General features: G+C 34.9%; 25 protein-coding genes, 2 pseudogenes and 1 riboswitch. Of the genes and pseudogenes, 15 read left to right on the top strand and 12 right to left on the bottom strand.

Annotated elements, in window-relative coordinates; translation table 11 throughout:
• Positions 1 to 253: 253 nt before the first annotated feature.
• The gene (locus PY093_RS15845; protein ID WP_275646824.1) at positions 254 to 3,022 is read left to right on the top strand and encodes an EAL domain-containing protein; all 2,769 of its coding nucleotides are present in this window, start codon (positions 254 to 256) and stop codon (positions 3,020 to 3,022) included.
• A gap of 46 nt (positions 3,023 to 3,068) precedes the next feature.
• Here PY093_RS15845 and rluF read toward each other — a convergent pair whose 3' ends face one another.
• Positions 3,069 to 3,776, bottom strand: coding sequence for a 23S rRNA pseudouridine(2604) synthase RluF (gene rluF, locus PY093_RS15840; protein ID WP_275646823.1), 708 nt, complete (start codon positions 3,774 to 3,776; stop codon positions 3,069 to 3,071).
• A 180-nt stretch (positions 3,777 to 3,956) separates the two neighbouring features.
• Entirely contained in the window at positions 3,957 to 4,916 is a 960-nt protein-coding gene (locus PY093_RS15835) for a calcium/sodium antiporter (protein ID WP_275646822.1), read from the bottom strand.
• Positions 4,917 to 5,401: 485 nt separating this feature from the next.
• Between PY093_RS15835 and PY093_RS15830 the strand changes: the two genes are divergently transcribed.
• From PY093_RS15830 to PY093_RS15775, 12 genes and pseudogenes are all read left to right on the top strand, one after another.
• On the top strand, positions 5,402 to 5,584 hold the full coding sequence (locus tag PY093_RS15830; RefSeq protein ID WP_275646821.1) for an aspartyl-phosphate phosphatase Spo0E family protein: 183 nt from the start codon (positions 5,402 to 5,404) through the stop codon (positions 5,582 to 5,584).
• Positions 5,571 to 5,702 (top strand): FbpB family small basic protein, encoded by a 132-nt coding sequence (locus tag PY093_RS15825; protein WP_275646820.1) that lies wholly within the window; start codon positions 5,571 to 5,573, stop codon positions 5,700 to 5,702. The genes PY093_RS15830 and PY093_RS15825 overlap by 14 nt, the downstream gene beginning before the upstream one ends.
• Positions 5,703 to 5,720: 18 nt before the next feature.
• A complete protein-coding gene (locus tag PY093_RS15820) occupies positions 5,721 to 6,110 on the top strand; it encodes a sporulation protein (protein WP_275646819.1) in 390 nt (129 codons plus the stop codon).
• Positions 6,111 to 6,131: 21 nt separating this feature from the next.
• Positions 6,132 to 6,413: a YkvA family protein gene (locus PY093_RS15815; RefSeq protein WP_345774245.1), complete on the top strand. Its 282-nt coding sequence runs from the start codon at positions 6,132 to 6,134 to the stop codon at positions 6,411 to 6,413.
• A 302-nt stretch (positions 6,414 to 6,715) separates the two neighbouring features.
• The gene (locus PY093_RS15810) at positions 6,716 to 6,976 is read left to right on the top strand and encodes a metal-sensitive transcriptional regulator (protein WP_275646818.1); all 261 of its coding nucleotides are present in this window, start codon (positions 6,716 to 6,718) and stop codon (positions 6,974 to 6,976) included.
• Between the two features lie 155 nt (positions 6,977 to 7,131).
• Positions 7,132 to 7,374, top strand: a pseudogene (locus PY093_RS15805) (MBL fold metallo-hydrolase); the annotation flags it as partial.
• A 65-nt stretch (positions 7,375 to 7,439) separates the two neighbouring features.
• Positions 7,440 to 8,222, top strand: a complete 783-nt coding sequence (locus PY093_RS15800; protein WP_275646817.1) for a sulfite exporter TauE/SafE family protein — start codon at positions 7,440 to 7,442, stop codon at positions 8,220 to 8,222.
• 582 nt (positions 8,223 to 8,804) lie between these two features.
• Positions 8,805 to 9,752 carry an ATP-binding protein gene (locus tag PY093_RS15795; protein ID WP_275646862.1) on the top strand — a complete coding sequence of 316 codons (948 nt, stop codon included), beginning with the start codon at positions 8,805 to 8,807 and terminating at the stop codon, positions 9,750 to 9,752.
• A 4-nt stretch (positions 9,753 to 9,756) separates the two neighbouring features.
• Positions 9,757 to 10,380 (top strand): NUDIX hydrolase, encoded by a 624-nt coding sequence (locus PY093_RS15790; RefSeq protein WP_275646816.1) that lies wholly within the window; start codon positions 9,757 to 9,759, stop codon positions 10,378 to 10,380.
• A 52-nt stretch (positions 10,381 to 10,432) separates the two neighbouring features.
• Positions 10,433 to 10,630 (top strand): hypothetical protein, encoded by a 198-nt coding sequence (locus tag PY093_RS15785; RefSeq protein ID WP_275646815.1) that lies wholly within the window; start codon positions 10,433 to 10,435, stop codon positions 10,628 to 10,630.
• 391 nt (positions 10,631 to 11,021) lie between these two features.
• Positions 11,022 to 11,507 (top strand): hypothetical protein, encoded by a 486-nt coding sequence (locus PY093_RS15780; protein WP_275646814.1) that lies wholly within the window; start codon positions 11,022 to 11,024, stop codon positions 11,505 to 11,507.
• Entirely contained in the window at positions 11,491 to 11,979 is a 489-nt protein-coding gene (locus tag PY093_RS15775) for a hypothetical protein (protein ID WP_275646813.1), read from the top strand. Before PY093_RS15780 ends, PY093_RS15775 begins: the two co-directional genes overlap by 17 nt.
• 65 nt (positions 11,980 to 12,044) lie before the next feature.
• On the opposite strand, the gene PY093_RS15770 is transcribed toward PY093_RS15775, so the two are convergent.
• From PY093_RS15770 to PY093_RS15730, 9 genes are all read right to left on the bottom strand, one after another.
• Positions 12,045 to 12,362 carry a hypothetical protein gene (locus PY093_RS15770; RefSeq protein WP_275646812.1) on the bottom strand — a complete coding sequence of 106 codons (318 nt, stop codon included), beginning with the start codon at positions 12,360 to 12,362 and terminating at the stop codon, positions 12,045 to 12,047.
• Between the two features lie 335 nt (positions 12,363 to 12,697).
• On the bottom strand, positions 12,698 to 13,261 hold the full coding sequence (locus PY093_RS15765; protein WP_275646811.1) for an FAD-dependent oxidoreductase: 564 nt from the start codon (positions 13,259 to 13,261) through the stop codon (positions 12,698 to 12,700).
• A gap of 66 nt (positions 13,262 to 13,327) precedes the next feature.
• The gene (locus tag PY093_RS15760; RefSeq protein WP_275646810.1) at positions 13,328 to 13,747 is read right to left on the bottom strand and encodes a MarR family winged helix-turn-helix transcriptional regulator; all 420 of its coding nucleotides are present in this window, start codon (positions 13,745 to 13,747) and stop codon (positions 13,328 to 13,330) included.
• Between the two features lie 136 nt (positions 13,748 to 13,883).
• The gene (locus PY093_RS15755) at positions 13,884 to 14,027 is read right to left on the bottom strand and encodes a pirin-like C-terminal cupin domain-containing protein (RefSeq protein ID WP_345774244.1); all 144 of its coding nucleotides are present in this window, start codon (positions 14,025 to 14,027) and stop codon (positions 13,884 to 13,886) included.
• Positions 14,028 to 14,267: 240 nt separating this feature from the next.
• On the bottom strand, positions 14,268 to 14,582 hold the full coding sequence (locus PY093_RS15750; RefSeq protein ID WP_275646809.1) for a DMT family transporter: 315 nt from the start codon (positions 14,580 to 14,582) through the stop codon (positions 14,268 to 14,270).
• On the bottom strand, positions 14,583 to 14,924 hold the full coding sequence (locus tag PY093_RS15745) for a DMT family transporter (RefSeq protein ID WP_275646808.1): 342 nt from the start codon (positions 14,922 to 14,924) through the stop codon (positions 14,583 to 14,585).
• Between the two features lie 76 nt (positions 14,925 to 15,000).
• Positions 15,001 to 15,094: riboswitch (guanidine-I (ykkC/yxkD leader) on the bottom strand.
• A gap of 219 nt (positions 15,095 to 15,313) precedes the next feature.
• Positions 15,314 to 16,453 carry a zinc-dependent alcohol dehydrogenase gene (locus PY093_RS15740; RefSeq protein WP_275646807.1) on the bottom strand — a complete coding sequence of 380 codons (1,140 nt, stop codon included), beginning with the start codon at positions 16,451 to 16,453 and terminating at the stop codon, positions 15,314 to 15,316.
• Between the two features lie 22 nt (positions 16,454 to 16,475).
• Positions 16,476 to 16,838 (bottom strand): spore coat protein, encoded by a 363-nt coding sequence (locus tag PY093_RS15735; RefSeq protein ID WP_275646806.1) that lies wholly within the window; start codon positions 16,836 to 16,838, stop codon positions 16,476 to 16,478.
• An 18-nt stretch (positions 16,839 to 16,856) separates the two neighbouring features.
• Positions 16,857 to 17,063, bottom strand: a complete 207-nt coding sequence (locus tag PY093_RS15730; protein WP_275646805.1) for a spore coat protein — start codon at positions 17,061 to 17,063, stop codon at positions 16,857 to 16,859.
• A gap of 403 nt (positions 17,064 to 17,466) precedes the next feature.
• Between PY093_RS15730 and PY093_RS15725 the strand changes: the two genes are divergently transcribed.
• The gene (locus PY093_RS15725) at positions 17,467 to 17,670 is read left to right on the top strand and encodes a hypothetical protein (RefSeq protein WP_275646804.1); all 204 of its coding nucleotides are present in this window, start codon (positions 17,467 to 17,469) and stop codon (positions 17,668 to 17,670) included.
• A complete protein-coding gene (locus PY093_RS15720) occupies positions 17,670 to 17,969 on the top strand; it encodes a spore coat protein (protein ID WP_275646803.1) in 300 nt (99 codons plus the stop codon). The genes PY093_RS15725 and PY093_RS15720 overlap by 1 nt, the downstream gene beginning before the upstream one ends.
• Before the next feature lie 255 nt (positions 17,970 to 18,224).
• Here PY093_RS15720 and PY093_RS15715 read toward each other — a convergent pair.
• A pseudogene (locus PY093_RS15715) lies at positions 18,225 to 18,557 on the bottom strand (IS4 family transposase); the annotation flags it as partial.

The raw sequence follows: 18,557 nt of genomic DNA, 5'->3' as shown, positions 1-18,557 counted from the left end.
GATTATTTGAGTGAGGGCTGACAAGTGAGATTCGCTGATTGTCCAAGAAGGAGTTCTTCTCCGCTTTTAATCGATATTGGTAAATGTCATTGACGTAAAGTTTGTCCATACCAATATTTACTGTTTGGCAGTCATCACTTGACCAATTTGTTGTTTAGTAAGGAGTTGATTTATTGGTAATCATAAGTGGTATGTATTGGTTAACAATAAATCTAGAAGGTCTTATTTTTATCTAAAGAGGATGTGTTTTAAAGTGGACATAATTAGCCTCCTATTAAAGGAAAACAATATATTACATCATCTTTTTAATCAATCTAAAGAAATAATGTTTTTAATAGATACAAAGGGTAAAGTACGTCTTGTAAATGAAGCAAGTGATAAGGTAATAGGCTACTCTAAACAAGAACTAGAAGATACCTTCATATCAGATTATATTCATCCTGATGATTGGGAATTGTTAAACCAGAAATGGCTCTTACGATGTAATGATGAAAATTTAGAAAAAGCAGGCGTGGAATTTCGGATGAGGCAAAAAGATAATACGTTTATTTCAGTTTACTCATGTGTTTCAACTGTGTGTTGGGACAATGAAATCATTGGTATGTTTATTATCGCTATAACTGATTTAAGCTACAAAGAACATTTTAAAGCAAAATTACTAGAAGCTGAGAACCGGCTAAAGTCAATTACAGACACATTGGAAATTATGATTTGGTCCGTTGACATTGAAACAGAGAAAATAGTATATATGTCTACAAGTGTGGAAAAGGTTTTTGGAATATCTGCTGCTGAAATGTATAAACATCCTACTCGTTGGTTAGATATTATCCATCCTGAAGATAAGCATTCTTGGTATGCTGAAGAAATTGATAATCAAGCTGAATTATACAATCGAGAGTATCGCATTTATAGGCCAGATGGAACCATTAGATGGATTAAAGAACGAATCAATCCTTACTATGAAGATAATAAGCTCGTTCGTATTGACGGAGTATCCTTTGATAGTACAGAGCAGAAGAAAACATTCGAATTAATGAGCAATGTTCAACGAGTCGGCAAAATAGGAGATTGGGTATATAAAATTAAAACTAGTGAAGTAAAGTTTTCAAAAGAATTGTCTAGTTTATTTGGGTTACCTGACACTGACACTGAAACTGAGTTTAAGCCAATCGACATGTTTTGGAACATTGTCCATCCAGAGGATCTAGTGTTTGTAAAAGATTCAGTTATGTCTGCAATGGTAGAAGGAATTCCTATTGATATCGAGTTTAGAGTGATTGATCCAATAGGTAAAATAAAATACTTCCAATCTCAAGGGTATGTCATTTCAAATGCGAACGATGAGCCCATCGAAATGATTGGTACAGCGAAAGATATTACAGAACGAAAACGAACTGAGGTTCAATTCCAGAAACTAGTAGAGCATTCTTTTGATGTCATTGCGATCTTGAGTTCAGCAGGCTATTTTAACTATATCAGTTCTACCGTGAAAAAAGCTCTGGGGTATGATCCAAACGAAGTTATTGGTAGTTCTATGTTGGAATATATAGATCCAGAAATTCATGATGAAGTCATGAGCTATTTTCACAAAATTTTAGAAAAGCCAAATGAATCAGTTCGTTTGGAGATACGAATTCGTCACCAAAATGGGGGCCTTCTTGATTTTGAGATTATCGGAACAAATCTACTAGATGTTTGGGGTATAAATGGAGTGGTTCTAAACTACCGAGATATTACTGAGAAAAAGAAAGCAGATCAAATGATAAATTACTTAGCATTCCATGATCCGTTAACTCGTCTTCCAAATAGAATCTATATTACAAAAGCATTAAAAGGAATGATAGGTCAAGAAAAGCTATTTAGTCTAATGTTTATTGATCTAGATCGTTTTAAAGTTATTAACGATACTGCGGGACATCCTATCGGAGACCTTGCACTGGTTGAAATAGCTAAGCGGTTAACAAATTGTGTAGGGAAAGAAGATCTCGTTGCAAGACTTGGTGGAGATGAATTTTTGTGTGTGCTAAAAAATACATCTAAAGAAGGAACGAAACAAATTGCAGAGCGACTCATAAAAATATTTGAAGATCCAATTCAAATACACAATAAAAATTATTTTATTACGACGAGTATTGGTATAACCGGTTATCCTTCTGATGGAGATACTGTAGATACTTTGATAAAAAAAGCAGATACTGCAATGTATGTGGTCAAACAGGAGGGGAAAAATAACTTTTCATTTTTCCACCCTGATATGGAAAGGGATTTGCAAGAGAAAACGATCATTGAGCAGGAGTTAAGAGAAGCGATAGTGCAAAAAGAATTTTCCCTACATTACCAACCAAAAATCAATACAAACGCAAATCGAATATGTGGCTTTGAAGCACTTATTAGGTGGAAATATCCCCCTGATGTTTTCATCCCAATTGCTGAGGAATCTGGATTAATCATTGAAGTTGGTAGATGGGTTTTAAAGGAAGGAATAACACAACTACAAAAGTGGCACCAAGCGGGGTTTAACGATTTGCATTTATCAGTAAATGTTGCAAATTGTCAGTTAAATGATCCTTCGTTTCTTGATCAATTACGCGACTATTTGCATGATAGCGGATTAAATCCAAGCTTTTTAGAGCTCGAGATAACTGAAACTACCGCGATAATAAATGCCGAAGAAACCATCAAACTGTTTTCGAAATTAAAGGCTATTGGGGTGAAAATTGCCATCGATGATTTCGGTAAAGGATTTTCATCATTAAGTTATTTGCAGGACTTTACGTTCGATAATTTAAAAATTGACAAAAGTTTCATCCAAAAGATAGGCAATTCGTCAAAAACAAAGTATATTATTCAATCGGTTCTTACGCTTGCACGTGCATTAAATGTACGTGTTGTCGCAGAAGGGGTAGAAACACAGGAACAATTTCAGTTTCTAAAAGAACATGGTTGTGACGAGTGCCAGGGATACTATTTTGCGCGTCCACTACCACTAAATGAAGTGGAGGGGCTACTAAAAAATATGTAAGTAAAAAGGATGGGTCGAAAAATTGATTTCGCTCCATCCGCTTTTCTTATCTTTGCTTAGGTTGATAATTTAGCTCCCAGAATAATTCCGTACGTTCTTTCTCTGTAAGGTCTCTCCATTGTCCTCTTGGAAGACCATTTAAGTGAATATTCATGATCCGTGTTCTTTCAAGTTTTCGAACCTCGTAGCCAAGGGCTATACACATTCGTCGAATTTGACGGTTGAGACCTTGTGTTAAAATAATCCGAAACACATACTTTGAAAGCTGTGTAACCTTACAGGGAAGTGTTTTCGTATCTAGGATCTCCACACCCTCTGACATTTCCTTCAAGAAGGACGGTGTTAGAGGTTTATCTACTGTAACAATGTATTCTTTTTCATGCTTATTTTCTGCACGCAGTATCTCATTAACAATATCACCATCGTTGGTAAGGAGGATTAAGCCCTCAGACTCTTTATCAAGTCTACCAATATGAAATATTCGCAATGGATGATTAACAAAATCAACGATATTTCCTTTAATATGTCTTTCAGTTGTACTCGTTATGCCAGCAGGTTTATTTAGAGCAAGATAAACATACTCTTCTTCGACTTTAATGGGTTTATTATCAACTCGAACATCATCCCCTGGCTCAACCCTACTACCTAACTCAGCAACCACACCATTGATTGTAACTCTTTTAGCAGCTATCCACCTATCAGCCTCACGCCTCGACGTAATTCCTGATTCACTAATAAATTTATTTATACGCAAACAAAACACACCTTTAAATTTAGATTATCTTATGTAATTAATGCTAGCATGTCTTTCTATATGATAAAGATACCGTAAATGACTCCTCATCTACAAGTAGAGGACTATATACGGATACTTACTTAAGAGGAGAAGAATGGTGTCGGCGCGCCCTACTTTGATAATTTCTCATGTATTTCGTTAATTCCTCATAATAATGTAAGTCATATAAATGATATAAGTTATTGCAAGGATTACCCCCTCGGTTCTACCGATCTTAGAATTAGATCTAGAAAACATAAGCAGAACAATCGTTAAAACAATCATAATAATAATATCAATAAATATTTTATCGTTAACAGCGAGTGGAGAAATTAACGATGATGTACCAAGTACAAAAAGAATATTAAAAATATTACTTCCTACGATATTACCCAATGCAATCTCACTCTGTTTTTTGATTGCTGCTGTAACAGATGTGATTAATTCAGGTAAGGAGGTTCCAACAGCCACTATCGTTAAGCCAACAAGTGTGTGGCTCATTCCAAATGAATAGGCAATTTCTGTAGCATTATCAACAACTAAGTCACCACCAAAAATGATTGCGGCAAGACCACCTATCGTAAATAAACTATTTCTCCCTAATTTTGATTTATCTTTACCACTATCTTCACCTGGATTTTGTTCGCGATTATTTCTAGCAACTTCAAAGATATAATACATAAATATCGCAAAAAACAGTAGGAATATCAGGCCATCACTTCTTGTGATTAAGTTTGCGGTTTGTCCCGATTGTAGTGCGATATCACTAATAAGAACTAACAGCACAATACTCCCTAATAACGTAAAAGGAATCTCTTTTCTAATTGTCGTACTTTCAACCTTTAATGGATTTAAAAATGCTGTTAAACCAACAACAAATGTGATATTAAAAATATTACTTCCAACCACATTCCCAATTGCAACCCCAGCGTTTCCTTCTAAAGCTGCTAAAATACTCACAGTTGCTTCAGGTGAACTCGTTCCAAAAGCAACAATTGTTAAGCCAATCAAAAGTGGGGAAATATTAAGCATTGTTGCTATTTTTGAAGATCCCTCAACAAAAAAGTCTGCACCTTTTATTAACAAACCAAACCCAATTAATAATAGAATATATGTCATACGTAGTTGCCAACCTCTTTCTTAACTTGTCTTTTAGTATATTTTACCTTAACAATACTAATAATACGCAATCGTAACAATTGAAAATGATAAAGTAAAACATCAAGTGGGGTTTTCTTCATCTAAAACCCAAGCTTCCTCTTGTTCTCAAAGTTTTGTGGTGGGGGTCTTACTGCCAATTAATGCGTGATAAAAATAAACAATTGACAATATTGTTAGAATACTATATGATAGTTTCATACAGTTGAATAGTTTCTCCTAAAGGGGAGTAGCTTTTACAACAAGGTCGTCATTTCGGAGTGCTTAACTCTCGGCTTTGTTGGCAACGTGACGTTGTTAGCAAGACCTTTACCTAATCGGTAGAGGTCTTTATTGTTTAAAACCTTTACCAACCATGGTAGAGGTTTTTTTGCTTATTATGAAACGTTTTGCGTTTATAATCGTAAATCTAAGTATAGTTAAGGTTAAATAAAGGAGGAAGGCCCATGGAAAATATGCAGCAACGATTGCTTTCAACAATAGAAAAGGAATCTGGAAAACTTACGAATCTTGTAAACACACATGGGCTCGGTAGCGAAGTAACAATTAATCAAAGTCAGAAACTAGATCAACTGATAATAGAATACCAAAAAATAAAAAAAGGGAGTGTACAGAATGAAAAGAGGTAAAATTTCGTTAAGTGAGTTAATGAAGAAAAATAAAGAGGAACTTTTAAAAGATAAAATACAACTTGAAAAAATTGAGAAGCGATTAGATGAAAAACATATCAGCTTATCTAATAAATAATAATTGGGAGGTTTTTCATTGATACTAAGGAAATACATGTCACTGTTAGGAATTGGCGCAGCTAGGATTGACCTTATTTTACCTAAGGATTCATATAAACCAGGAGAAGATATTAATGGTACTTTCTTAATCAAAGGTGGAACAATTGAGCAAAAAATTAGACGGATTGATTGTGATTTAGTGATGATGGTTGAATCGACTGGGGAAGAGTTGGTAATAGATTCAACGACAATCCTAACTTCAAAAAAGATTAACTCAGAAGAAACGAATAAGAGCCCATTTACATTTACACTTCCAGATACTGTACCGATTACGACTAAAGACATATCCTATCGTTTTAAAACAAGGCTTACTTTTAATGAAGGTGTTGAAAGTAGAGATCAAGATATAATTAAAATCATCAGCTAAGGTAAGGTTTGGAAAAAAGAGGTGAATTACTTGATTAAATTTACAAAAAGAATAGCATTCATATTTAAATTTTGGCGATTTCTTCCTTTTTTAAAGGATTTTTTCTTAACAACTGAAGTAAAGATTCATAAAAAAGTACTGGGAGTTCTAATGATTTTGACCTATGTTTTCTTCCCATTTGATTTAATTCCTGATTATCTTGCCTTCCTTGGAATCATCGATGATTTAGTTATTGCTACCTTTGTGCTTGAAAGATTTATAAAAATAGCACCAGAATCGCTAAAAGAAAAATATAATTTATAAGGGAGAGGTAAATAAGTTAAAGGAAACTTCCCTCAGTGGGGGTCATACTGCCGTTTAATGTGGGATAACAACGATAGAATTGCGTAAAGGCACGGATATGACCCTTTGCCTTTAAGGACCTAGATTTTGGTATTTGACAATATACCTACGTGGGTATATTATTGAGTTTGTAATCAATGACGCTTCTTTTTAGTAGGGATTGCTATAATGAATGAGATGATCCTATAATTAAACTATGTAATATGTCTAATTTAAGTAGACTGCATATATAAATCTAGGCTTGGTGCTGGGAGGTAATAGTCATGGAATATGATACGCAAATTAAAAATAGAGTCAAACGTATCGAAGGTCAATTAAGAGGTATATTAAAAATGATGGAAGAAAAGAAAGACTGTAAAGATGTCATCACTCAGCTTTCTGCTTCAAGAACGGCAATTGATCGTGCAATAGGGGTAATTGTAAGTTCCAATTTAGTTGAATGTGTTCGTGAGGCCAATGAAAATGGTCAAAACACAGAGGAACTAGTCAAAGAAGCCGTAAACCTACTTGTTAAAAGTAGATGATAAAAAAACTCGCGGCGCCCGGAGAGCTAGACACTAAAACTAGGTACAAATTTTTATGCTTTTGTATCATTTAAAAAAGGGTTGACATCCTTTTTTATTTTAGTTAACATCATACCCATAGGGGTAGAGGTAATAACCATAAACGAGGAGGAACTATGATCATTGATGAATTAAATGAAGATGGTAGTGTTTCTGAAAAATTAGGTACATTATTTGCCCAAAACCACGGATTAAACATTGAAGACGGGGCGGTGTTTAGAAAATTAGTAACTGAAAACTTACCCCCACAACCAAATGCGTACAAAGAGATTCGTGAAACAAACATGGGTAAAATTACTCCAGATGATGAAAAGCAACGTGAGATGGAAATTGGTCCAAACCGCTGTGCCATACGTTGATATGTTAGGATAAAAGTAGACAGGGAACCGGACAATCGTTCCCTTTTATTAAGGGGGAAACAATGATGGATTTTACATTTATCATTACCATTTTTTTAATCGGTTTTATAGGCTCATACATTTCAGGGATGCTTGGTATTGGCGGTTCTATTATTAAATACCCAATGCTTTTGTATATTCCACCATTATTTGGGTTAGCGGCGTTTAGTGCCCACGAAGTATCAGGAATAAGTGCGGTTCAAGTTTTCTTTGCTACAATTGGTGGAGTTTGGGCTTACCGAAAAGGGGGTTACTTGAATAAAACACTTATTACTTATATGGGAACAACAATTCTGTTAGGATCCTTTATCGGAGGTTTTGGTTCAAGGCTAATGGCAGAAGAAGGAATCAATTTAGTATATGGTATTTTAGCTCTAATAGCAGCTATAATGATGTTTGTACCAAAAAAAGGGATTGACGATATGCCACTCGATCAAGTTACATTTAATAAATGGTTAGCTGCAGGGCTTGCATTAATTGTTGGTGTCGGCTCAGGCATCGTTGGTGCAGCAGGTGCTTTCTTACTAGTACCAATTATGTTAGTCATTTTAAAAATACCTACCCGAATGACAATTGCTTCTTCATTAGCGATCACATTTATTTCGTCAATAGGGTCAACCATTGGTAAACTATCAACGGGACAAGTCGATTATTTCCCAGCATTCATCATGATCATTGCAAGTTTAATCGCATCACCTCTTGGCGCGGTGGCTGGTAAAAAAGTGAATACAAAGATATTACAAATCATTTTAGCATTGTTAATTTTAGCTACAGCTATGAAAATCTGGTTTGATATTCTATGGTATTAACAAGTGTCACCCTATCTTTAAAAATAGTAAATGCCGATGAATATATATAAGGATTAAAAAAAAGCGACTCTTCCTTATTAGAGTAGCTTTCTTCTTCATGAAATCAAAATCTATCTTCGAATTAAACACCCGCTTTGGTCCCGTCAACGATGTTTTTTAAACATTGATTTTTCTTGTTTTTTCATAATAAAAGTGAAAGCAAGCTTTCCAAATAACAGCTAATAGTAGATGAGTCTGACATAGGAGGGAAATTATATGATTTATTAAAGTGAAAATGAAATGAGGTCCATGATAATTTATAGTATGAATAATTTAATTTTTGTCAATTTTGTATTCCTTTCTGTCTATTAAATTCAAATTAATGTATATTATAAATATAAATATGATGGATGGTAGGTTAGACATGTTTGAAAAATACAAGGGCAGGATCATTGCAACGATTACTTTTATTAGCGCTATCACTCTATGGAATATTATCTTTTATGGCTATAATAACTACTCTTTCAATTTAGCTTTAGAGCATGGGAAGCCATAACTGGTTTTGCTATTGAAGAGAGTCTTGAATGAAATTTCCTAAAGTATATTTATCCCGATGACTGTCAACTCGTCATTAAAAAATGTGAACTTCATAAACATAGTCAGAATATACTGATCCAAGAAGAAGTACGATTTCGTAACAAAGAGGGTGGATTTATATGGTTGGAAATTAACTCCATCTTTACGTATAATTCAAGCAACGAACTTATTTCCACCGTTGGAACGCTAACAGACATTACTGAGAGAAAGTTATCAGAAACAGAGCTTCTTCAATTCAACGAGAATTTAGCCATCCAATCTGATAAGCTTGCTGTTATCTCGCAAATGTCTGCTGCAATTGCACATGAAGTAAGGAATCCATTGACCTCAATTTCTGGTTTTCTACAATTGTTAAGAGAAAGAAAGCATCTTAAGCAAGAATATTTAGATGTGATTTTTTCAGAAATGAAAAGAATTGAATTAGTCTTGAGTGAAATGCTGGTTCTATCAAAACCACAGGTTGTTTTATTTAAAAAAGTCGATTTGAGTAAAATAATCGATCATGTTATTGCCCTCATGAGTACCGAATCAAATATGAAAAGTATAGAACTCTACATTACAAAGAAAAACATACCTATTTGGGTTTATGGTGATGAAAATCAATTGAAACAAGTATTTATTAATATTATAAAAAATGCGATTGAAGTTATGGCTGGTGGTGGGAAAATCCATATTTACATAATCATGGATTGCTCATTTGTATCTGTCTATATCAAAGATGAAGGTGATGGAATCCCCGAAGAAACGTTAAAAACAATTGGACAGCCTTTCTATACAACGAAAGAGAAAGGGACTGGATTAGGACTGACAATCTGCTTTAAAATAATAGAAAATCATAAAGGAAAAATTCATATAATCAGTGAAGTTGGGGTCGGTACAACCTTCGAAGTGATTCTTCCCATTTGTACAGAGGATGAAAAACTATATTTGAAACAAGAGGAAAATACGGGGTAGGCAAATGGAAACAGAAATGTTGAGAATTTTTGATGAAAATCGCCTTCCAATTGGTGTGGCGACACGTGAACAAGTACATAAACTAGGGCTATGGCATGAGACGTTTCATTGCTGGTTTATTGGTAAGGACAGCGGTGAGAACTATCTTTACTTTCAATTACGAAGTCCTGTCAAAAAGGATTATCCCAATCTATTAGATATCACAGCTGCGGGACATATTTTAGCTCATGAAACAATTGATGATGGAGTTAGAGAGGTAAAAGAAGAAATTGGGATTGATGTCTCGGCAAAGGATTTAGTATCATTGGGAGTTATCGATTATTGTGTGACAACAGCTGACTTTATTGATCAAGAATTGGCAAATGTGTTTTTATACGAATACGATAAGAATACCTTTGATGATTTTACATTGCAAGCTGAAGAAGTGTCAGGGATTTTTAAAGTTGAAATCACTAGTTTTGAGAAGCTGTTGTTGGGTATGCTAGCAGAAGTTACGATTGAAGGATTTGAATTGGATATGAATGGTGAAAAGGTGTGTACCAACAGGATAGTCAATAAAAATAGCTTTGTCCCACATGAAAACTCATATTATGGAAGTATTCTAAAATCAATAAAACAGCATAGATAAAAACTTTAATATATAATTAAGAGAAGACTTTATTTGAAAGAGGTATTACATCATGTCAGATTTACAAAAACGCTATGATCAACTTCAAGATGAGCTCGGTCAGCTTTTGTTAAACGGCCATCCAACCGAAGAACAACGAAATCGTGCAAATGATATATTAGAGGAGCAAGAAGAACTAACTAAAGAAATGATGAATGAGATGTTTGATAAGGTGAAAGAAGAAAAAGATAAGATTATTAAGGATTTGTAAGTTCTGTAAACCCGCTCATATAAGCGGGTTTAGTTGTTTTAGGTAGTGGGAAATCCTGTTCGTAGGTAATTATGGGAGCAAAATAGTATTTTGAGTCTAGAAGAGTATTCCGCAGAAATAGAAGAGTAATTCGTGGGTTTAGAAGAGTATTTCCATGTTAATGGAAATACTTGAATACCCTTCATTACAAAATTATCCTCTTCACATTACCATTTAAACTTGTTTTCTACAATTAGCCATTGACAGGGTGCTAACCCATAAGCCTTTTTAAAACAAAGTGCCGAATTAACTACAGTTTATGTATTTCTATAACTGTTAAGGGGAATATCTAATATAAGATGGTATCTTTTTTGGTTTTAAAAAAGGTGATTGTAAAAAGAGGTTTTATATGATGGAACTACCAATTTTTCTAACAGTAACAATCATTTTAAGTTATCTTTTATTTTTTCTTAAAAAGAGTCTTTCGTTCCTTCAGAATTCAATTGTTTTTATGGTCATTGGGCTGATTACTAAATCCTATTTAACTATTATGTCAATGGAATTAAAGCTAATACAATTAACAAAGGACCAGTTCTTATTTATGGCACTATTGATGTATCGAGATTTACTCATTCCTATTGTCGTTCTCATTTTTGTAAATCTATATTATAGTCCTACCAACAACAAAAACAAGACTTTTCTTTTTATAGGCATGCTAACTATTTTGCAAGGTGTGAACCTACTTTTAACTTATTTTCAAATCATTACGTTTGCAAACTGGAATTTATTATTGGGTGGAATAGTCAATATAGCTTATTTATTAATTGGCCTAGTACTTGTAAAAATACTTCAATACCTCCAGCTATGGGAGAGTAGCCAAAATGATAATAGTTTATGAACAGGTGTTTGATTGGAATGAATGGTTTGTCATTATTAGTTTTATTACCTTATGTGCATTAATCTTGATGTTGCCAAAGATTTTCCCCTTATTGGAGGGAATAGCCTATTTTATAATTGGTGTGTTAATTGGAAATTTCTTCGACCATACGATTAGCATCCAGCCTTGGGATTTTTATGATGTGAATGATAGTTCAGCCTACCAAGCAATTGATTTTTTAAGCTATATTATGTATGGTCCTTTTAGTTATTTTTTCATGTATCTTTATGTAAAGTTTAATATAAGCGGAATCAGTAACCTGTTCTATATTTTGGCATGGTCATGTTTTGCCTTTATCATGGAATGGATTGGTGTGAAGATAGGATTATTTCATTTTGAAAAGGGATATTTAATGTATTGGTCCATTCCAATTTATTTCGTCACGCAAACACTCCAAATTATATTTTTTAATATAATAAAGTTTAAATCTTAATCAAAAAAGATGAGCTGTCATAATCCGCGGCTCATCTTATCCACTAGTCATCAAACTAGCTATTATTAGTAATAGAACGGAAAAGGTAAAATAAATGGAAATACAAATTGTGAGTATGGGTAACGACGTCGACGAAAACGACGGTGTCTTCTTCTCCCACCATGTCCACCGTAACCTCCATAACCACCGTATCGATCATCGGTCATTTCTGCCTCAATTTCTTCTGGTACTAACATAATTACCCCATCATCATCAAAATTCGTAATAATGCCTTCAACTTGTGAACCATCAAGCATTTGCCCTAACACATAATAGTTCATATATTTAGTACAAACGCCTTTAACATCTCTCACATCTGGATACCCATAGTTATTGTAGTACACAAAATATCCCTCCTTTGCATAAATAGGATATTCACCTAACTAGTTCTTGGTTCCCAAATGTGAATGTAAAAAAGATCTACATATAAGGGAAATATGTTTACAATTTTCATCAGAAAATCTAAATTTAAATTCTAGCGCTGGTGTCTATCATTTCAGTATCCGGTCTTTGGATTATTAAGTGTAAAACAATGGATCCCATTTGTAGCGCTTCATGAGAAACGTCAATTAGGACAAATTGAGGAAAGTAGCGGTACATAATGATCTTGAATTTATGGGAATATGAGATGGATATACAAAAAACGATGACAGTCAATTAAACTGTCATCGTTTTAAACTTAGGACTTAAGCACATCATGGTCAACATAACGTTCGCCATTTAACTCACTAATTACATTAATGGCAACATGGGCACCATGACCAGCAGTAATTATTGTATGTACACTTACTCCGGCCACTGTTCCAGCTGCCCAAATACCATCGATGTTTGTTTTTCCATCGTAATTCACATCTAAAACAGTTTTAATACGTGGCTCTGTACCTGGTTTTGTGGTTAGACCTATTTTTTCTGCAAGGTCAAGTCCAAGTCCTGTTGCAACGATGATATGTCTTGCATCATAACTACCAGCTTCTGCTTCTACTTTAAAGCCAGTCTCTGATTTTGAGATGTTCACAACCGCAGCTTCAATGATCTCTGCACCAAACTTTCTTGCTTGTTGTTTTCCTGTTTCTACAAGCTCAGGTCCTGTAATTTCGTTTACACCGTAGTGATTTTCAACCCATGCCCTTTTTGTCATACTTTTGTCATTATCAATAATAACTGCCTTTTTTCCTGCTTTTGCAGCGAAAAGTCCTGCACTAGCTCCAGCGGGTCCAGCACCAATAATTAAAACATCATACATCTTACTTCCTCCTATTTTTGTAAAATTCAAAAGGTTGTTATAGCAACTATAGATGAAAAAATGTACTTAAATCTGTACATTTTCACGCATTTTAGACAGGATTTTTCTTACTTCTGAAAGCTCTTTTGCGGTGATCCCATTACAAACTATGTTGTTAAACTCTTCGGCAATACAGATAACACTGTCTTTAAGTTTCATTCCTTCTTCTGTAAGGTATAATCTTTGTGAACGTTTGTCTTTTGGACAATTGGTTCGACGAATAAACCCTTTCTGTTCAAGCACATGAGACATACGAGCAATATTCGTTTTATCCTTAGCCAACTTTATAGCTACATCATTTTGTGTTAGTCCATCTTGCTCCCATAGGATCATCATCACTAAATTTTGTTCAGGTGCGAGATTGAAGGGAGCTAACTTACTTTTAACATAGTTCGTAATGTGTAAATCTGTTTGGTGTATAAAAATACCAATATAATCATTTAGCATGATTGTCGTCACCTACATTTAGTTGCTATTTCTACCTTTTACAGGTCAAGTCTATTGATTTTTGAATAAGTTGTCAAATGATTAGGGTCACGATTGAAGACTATAAAAAGGCGTTGACCGATTATTTTGCAGCAGCTCAAAATTTTCCTTCATGATAATCTCTATAAGCTTGACGAATTTCATCCATCGAATTCATTACAAAAGGACGATTTGCGACAATTTCTTCTTTTATAGGTTTCCCAGAATAAACAAGGACCTTTGAACGTTTATTTGCTTTCATAAACAACTCACTGGCGCTTTCATTCGAGGTTAAGTGGCCGACACCTGTTTTGCTAATGTTTGTTTTACTATGTCCAAATCTATGTCACCGGCTAAAACATATAAAAACGAATGATGGTTTTCCGGTAAAAACTGCAGGAAACTGCATTTCTTCATATTCAACATACCATTTATTTTTAACTTCTCTTTGAAAATTAGTTGAGCTCATTTTAAAATATTTCTCCTTTAAAATGTCTTTATATTAAGAGACAAGCTTTAAACCGATTGCGGCACTTAAAACAATAGCAATAAAAACGATTCTTTTCCAATCCTTTGACTCACCATATAGAAGCATTCCTATTATTGCACCTCCTGATGCACCAATTCCTGTCCATATCGCATAAGCTGTTCCCATTGGTAGAGTTTTCATAGCGATCGCAAGGAACAAAAAGCTTGCACCAAAGCCTAAAATTAAAAAAAGCATCGACTTAAGGTTACGGTCTTTATTTAGCTTGTTAATCATTGTCACACCAAACATCTCACATATTCCTGCCAAGATTAAAGAAACCCATGCCACTTAAGACTCAGCTCCTTCTGGTTCATCATCCTTTGTAACTAACTTCAACCCAACAACACCTACTAATAACAAGCCAACCAAAAGAACCTTCTCCATTTTAAATGGTTCTCCAAAGAAAGCGATCTCCGCTATAACTGTTCCTGCGGTACCAAGTCCAACAAATACTGCGTAAACAGTCCCGACGGGCAGCTTGCGTCCCGCCATAATTAAAACGTAAAAACTAATAGCGATGGAAATAACTGTTCCACTCCATGCCCAAATGGTCTCTGAGTGTTTCAATCCTATAACCCAAAATACCTCAAAAAAGGCTGCTAAAAATACTTTAAGCCAATTTCCGTTCATTAGTGTTCACTCCTTTAAAAATAGTGGGTGACTCAAAAAATAAAAAAGCCTTGAAAGATAACTGTTAAAACAGAAAATCTCCCAGGCTTTTATCCTTCCGTGGCACAGTGTTACTGTGTGTTTTCTCTCGGACCAGACCAAATATTTGCGGAACCCTAGAAAACATAAATATACAATTACAACTATTATACATCTATTGTCACTGTTTTCAAGTAAAATGCTTATTTTAGTAAATTATTTGGAAATAGGCGATATAATTATGGCTGCGACTAATAAGTAGGGAAGTTGATCAAACTTATATGTGGAGAAAAGCAAGGTAATCATGCCGAAATCCGCAAACCCTAGTTTCTCAGCCCTTGCTTAAGTCTGGTCTTACAATGTTTCACAAGTTAATGCGGCTTCAGTACAACTTTAATACAATTATCTGTTTTTGTATCAAAAACTTCGTATCCGTGTTTAGCCTGATCTAAAGGAATAACATGGGTAATAATATCACCTGGATCAACTTTTCCTTCTGTAATTAAATTATAAAGGTAAGGCATATAGGGAATGACAGGGGCTTGTCCTGTTCTGATGTTTACATTACGCTGAAAGATATCTCCGAGCGGGAAAGCATTATATCTCATCCCATATACTCCTGTTATTTGGATGGTACCACCTTTACGTACAGCTTGAGTGGCCATAACAATAGCACTCATTGCGCCCCCTTGGAGTTTTAAGCCTGTTGCAAGAAACTCAAGTGGGGTCATTTTGCCATCCATACCGACACAATCAATGACAACATCTGCACCTCCATGTGTAATTTCCTTTAGATGATTTCCAATGTTTTCTTCTTGTTCAAAATTTACTATTTCAACATTATTTGTCTTTTTTGCATGCTGAAGTCTGTAATCAACATAATCCACTGCTATCACTCTTTTAGCACCTTTAAGCCATGCGAACTTTTGTGCGAGAAGCCCGACAGGACCACAGCCAAGAATGATAACTGTATCTCCGTTTTTAACGCCAGCATTATCAACCGACCAGTAGGCAGTTGCCATCACATCAGCGATTAAAACTAACTTCTCATCTTCTACTTCGCAGTCATCAGGAAGTTTAAAAGGAGTGAAGTTTGCATAGGGAACCCGCATATATTCAGCTTGGCCCCCAGGGTATCCGCCATTAGTTTCTGAGTATCCAAAAAAACCTCCCATATCTCCGTGGGGATTTGCGTTGTCACATTGGCTGGTTAGATCTGTTTTACAATACCAACATTCGCCGCAACTCACGTTAAATGGAACGATAACACGATCTCCTTTTTTTAGCTTTGTAACCTCTGGTCCAACCTCCTCAACAATTCCCATCGGTTCATGTCCAATTATATAATTTTCATATGTATTTGGAATCATTCCATGTATCAAATGTAAATCTGAGCCACATATAGCTGAACTAGTTACTTTTATGACAATATCGTCCGCTTTTTCAATTTTAGGATCTTGAACTTCTTTAACTGCGACATCTTTTATGCCCTGATAGGTAACTGCTTTCATTAATGTGTTTTCCTCCTAAAATCTATTTATTCGGGGTAGCAAACGTTCCGCGTCGGTCTGTATCATTAGGAAAAAGCTCCATTTCTGCAATACTTAATGCCATGTCAGCAGATTTTAGATCTAGTTCAATCTGCTTTTCAACATCATTTGGATAAAGCCAGCCCTTATTAAGCATTAATTCTGAGGCTTCACCATGTAATTCAATCGCATCATCCATTTGTTGATAGAGCGCATTTCTTAACTCTGGACTTGCCGTTTCTGTTAATGCAACTGCATAATATCGTATTCCAGTTTTAATTGATAATAAAAAATCTAGCGCAAAAGCGGAATCTGCCATCTTTGGCATACCTTCTGCGTATTTCGGGTCCAAGTAATCCTGATTCATATGAATCTCACCTCTTGTTTAATGTGTGCGGGCCTTTGCATAAAGCTCCTTCAACTCTTTTATTGCTTTAACGGATTGTTGTACGTCTTTTTGCATTAATGCTTTAAGATCATTATCGAAACAAATACCTTGCATCATTTTAGATTTCATTAAACAAACTGTTTTAAAGTTGATCATCTCGTGTGTATCCATTGTTTCATGGTAGCCTAGGCCGGAATGGTCCATAGCAGTACCTCCCCAATGTTTTAAAAGTAGTTTACCGTTAATTTGTCTTTTTTATTTTTCTTTATACGAAAATCTCTAGGTTGACTTGACTTCCAATAACTACCATATTTTATTATCGCTGTATTTGAGCAAAATGTAATTATACATAAGAAAAGCACAGGGCGCCCGCCTTTCGGCGACAAGCATAAGACGAGCCCTGACTGAAGGCGTTTTTTGCCTTCGGGAAGGGATTGGCTTATACCATAGAGCCGGGTGGCGCCCGGAGCTAGACACTAAAACAAGGTACAAACTTTTATACTTTCTTATCTTTGAGCAAAAGCGCAGGGGGCCCGGAGCTAGACACTAAAACTAGGTACAAACTTTTATACTTTCTTATCTTTTAAACAAGAAGGGGGCTTTTTTTATGACAAAATATATGGGTTTACATGAGACTCTAGAGGTTCATGAACTATTAGTCTTTAAAAATTTATGCTTAACAAAATCAGTTGCCATGAGTGGGTTAGTACAAGATCCAGTACTCAAATCGATTCTTACAAATGATGTGAAGTCAGGGGCTAAATTTGTACAGCGCTTACAGGAATTCATAACAGATGGGAGCAATAAATAATGAATAGTTTTCTCAAAAATTTAATGGGAATGGGGGGGATGACAGATACGGTAATTGCCACAGATTTTCTAATATCAACAAAAGCTTCGATTCGTAATATCGCTTTTGCAATTACCGAAAGTGCTACCCCAGAGGTTAGGACCGCATTGCGAGAACAATTAAGAATAGCTGTTGAAACACATGAAAGCATCTCAAATTACATGATTGAAAAGGGAATCTATCATCCCAGTGATCTTGGAGAACAATTAAAAACAGACTTAAAAATCACAGAAACCGCATTAAAGCTTGCTGAACAGTAAAGATATATGACTTCATAAGAAGGTCGCTCTTTTAGATTGTGTAAATAATCCAACGTCCTGTGCTTTTCTTATTGTTTAGGAATTTACACTAGCGTTGCATAAAAAAATTATGAAAAAGTCAAGAGTGTAAAAAAGGTATATTTTTGAATATCATTCCAAAATATGACATAACAGAATATTCTGTATTTTTACTTTTAGGTTAATTGAGAAAAAAGGGTAAGGGGTCCTATTTGAAGGTAGTCCTTATCCATAATTTTACAAATAAACAGGGTCATATGTTAATTCATCTAAATGCTGAACATCTCCTTTTTCAAACTGTGCTAGGGTTTCAGTGAAAACCTGTTCATGGTTTAGTCGCCTTCGACCATCTGATGATCGATCAGGCCTTTCAAAAAGTGCTTTTACAAAATTGAAGAAGCATTTCGACCAATATTCACCTAAAAACTCAAGCATATCAAGGAGGGTTCCTTGATAACTTACTTTTTTCTTCATCAATAAAGTTAGACAAAAGGTGATCATAGCTATGTAAATTTGATTGTAAACGGCATTTGCGCTTTTTCCATAACATTTTTTAATGACCAAATGCTG

The sequence above is a fragment of the Cytobacillus sp. S13-E01 genome, assembly GCF_029193815.1.
Classification (GTDB): domain Bacteria; phylum Bacillota; class Bacilli; order Bacillales; family Bacillaceae_L; genus Bacillus_BV.
Note: the sequence above shows the minus strand (reverse complement) of the source record. Positions and strands in the feature narration are given on the sequence as shown.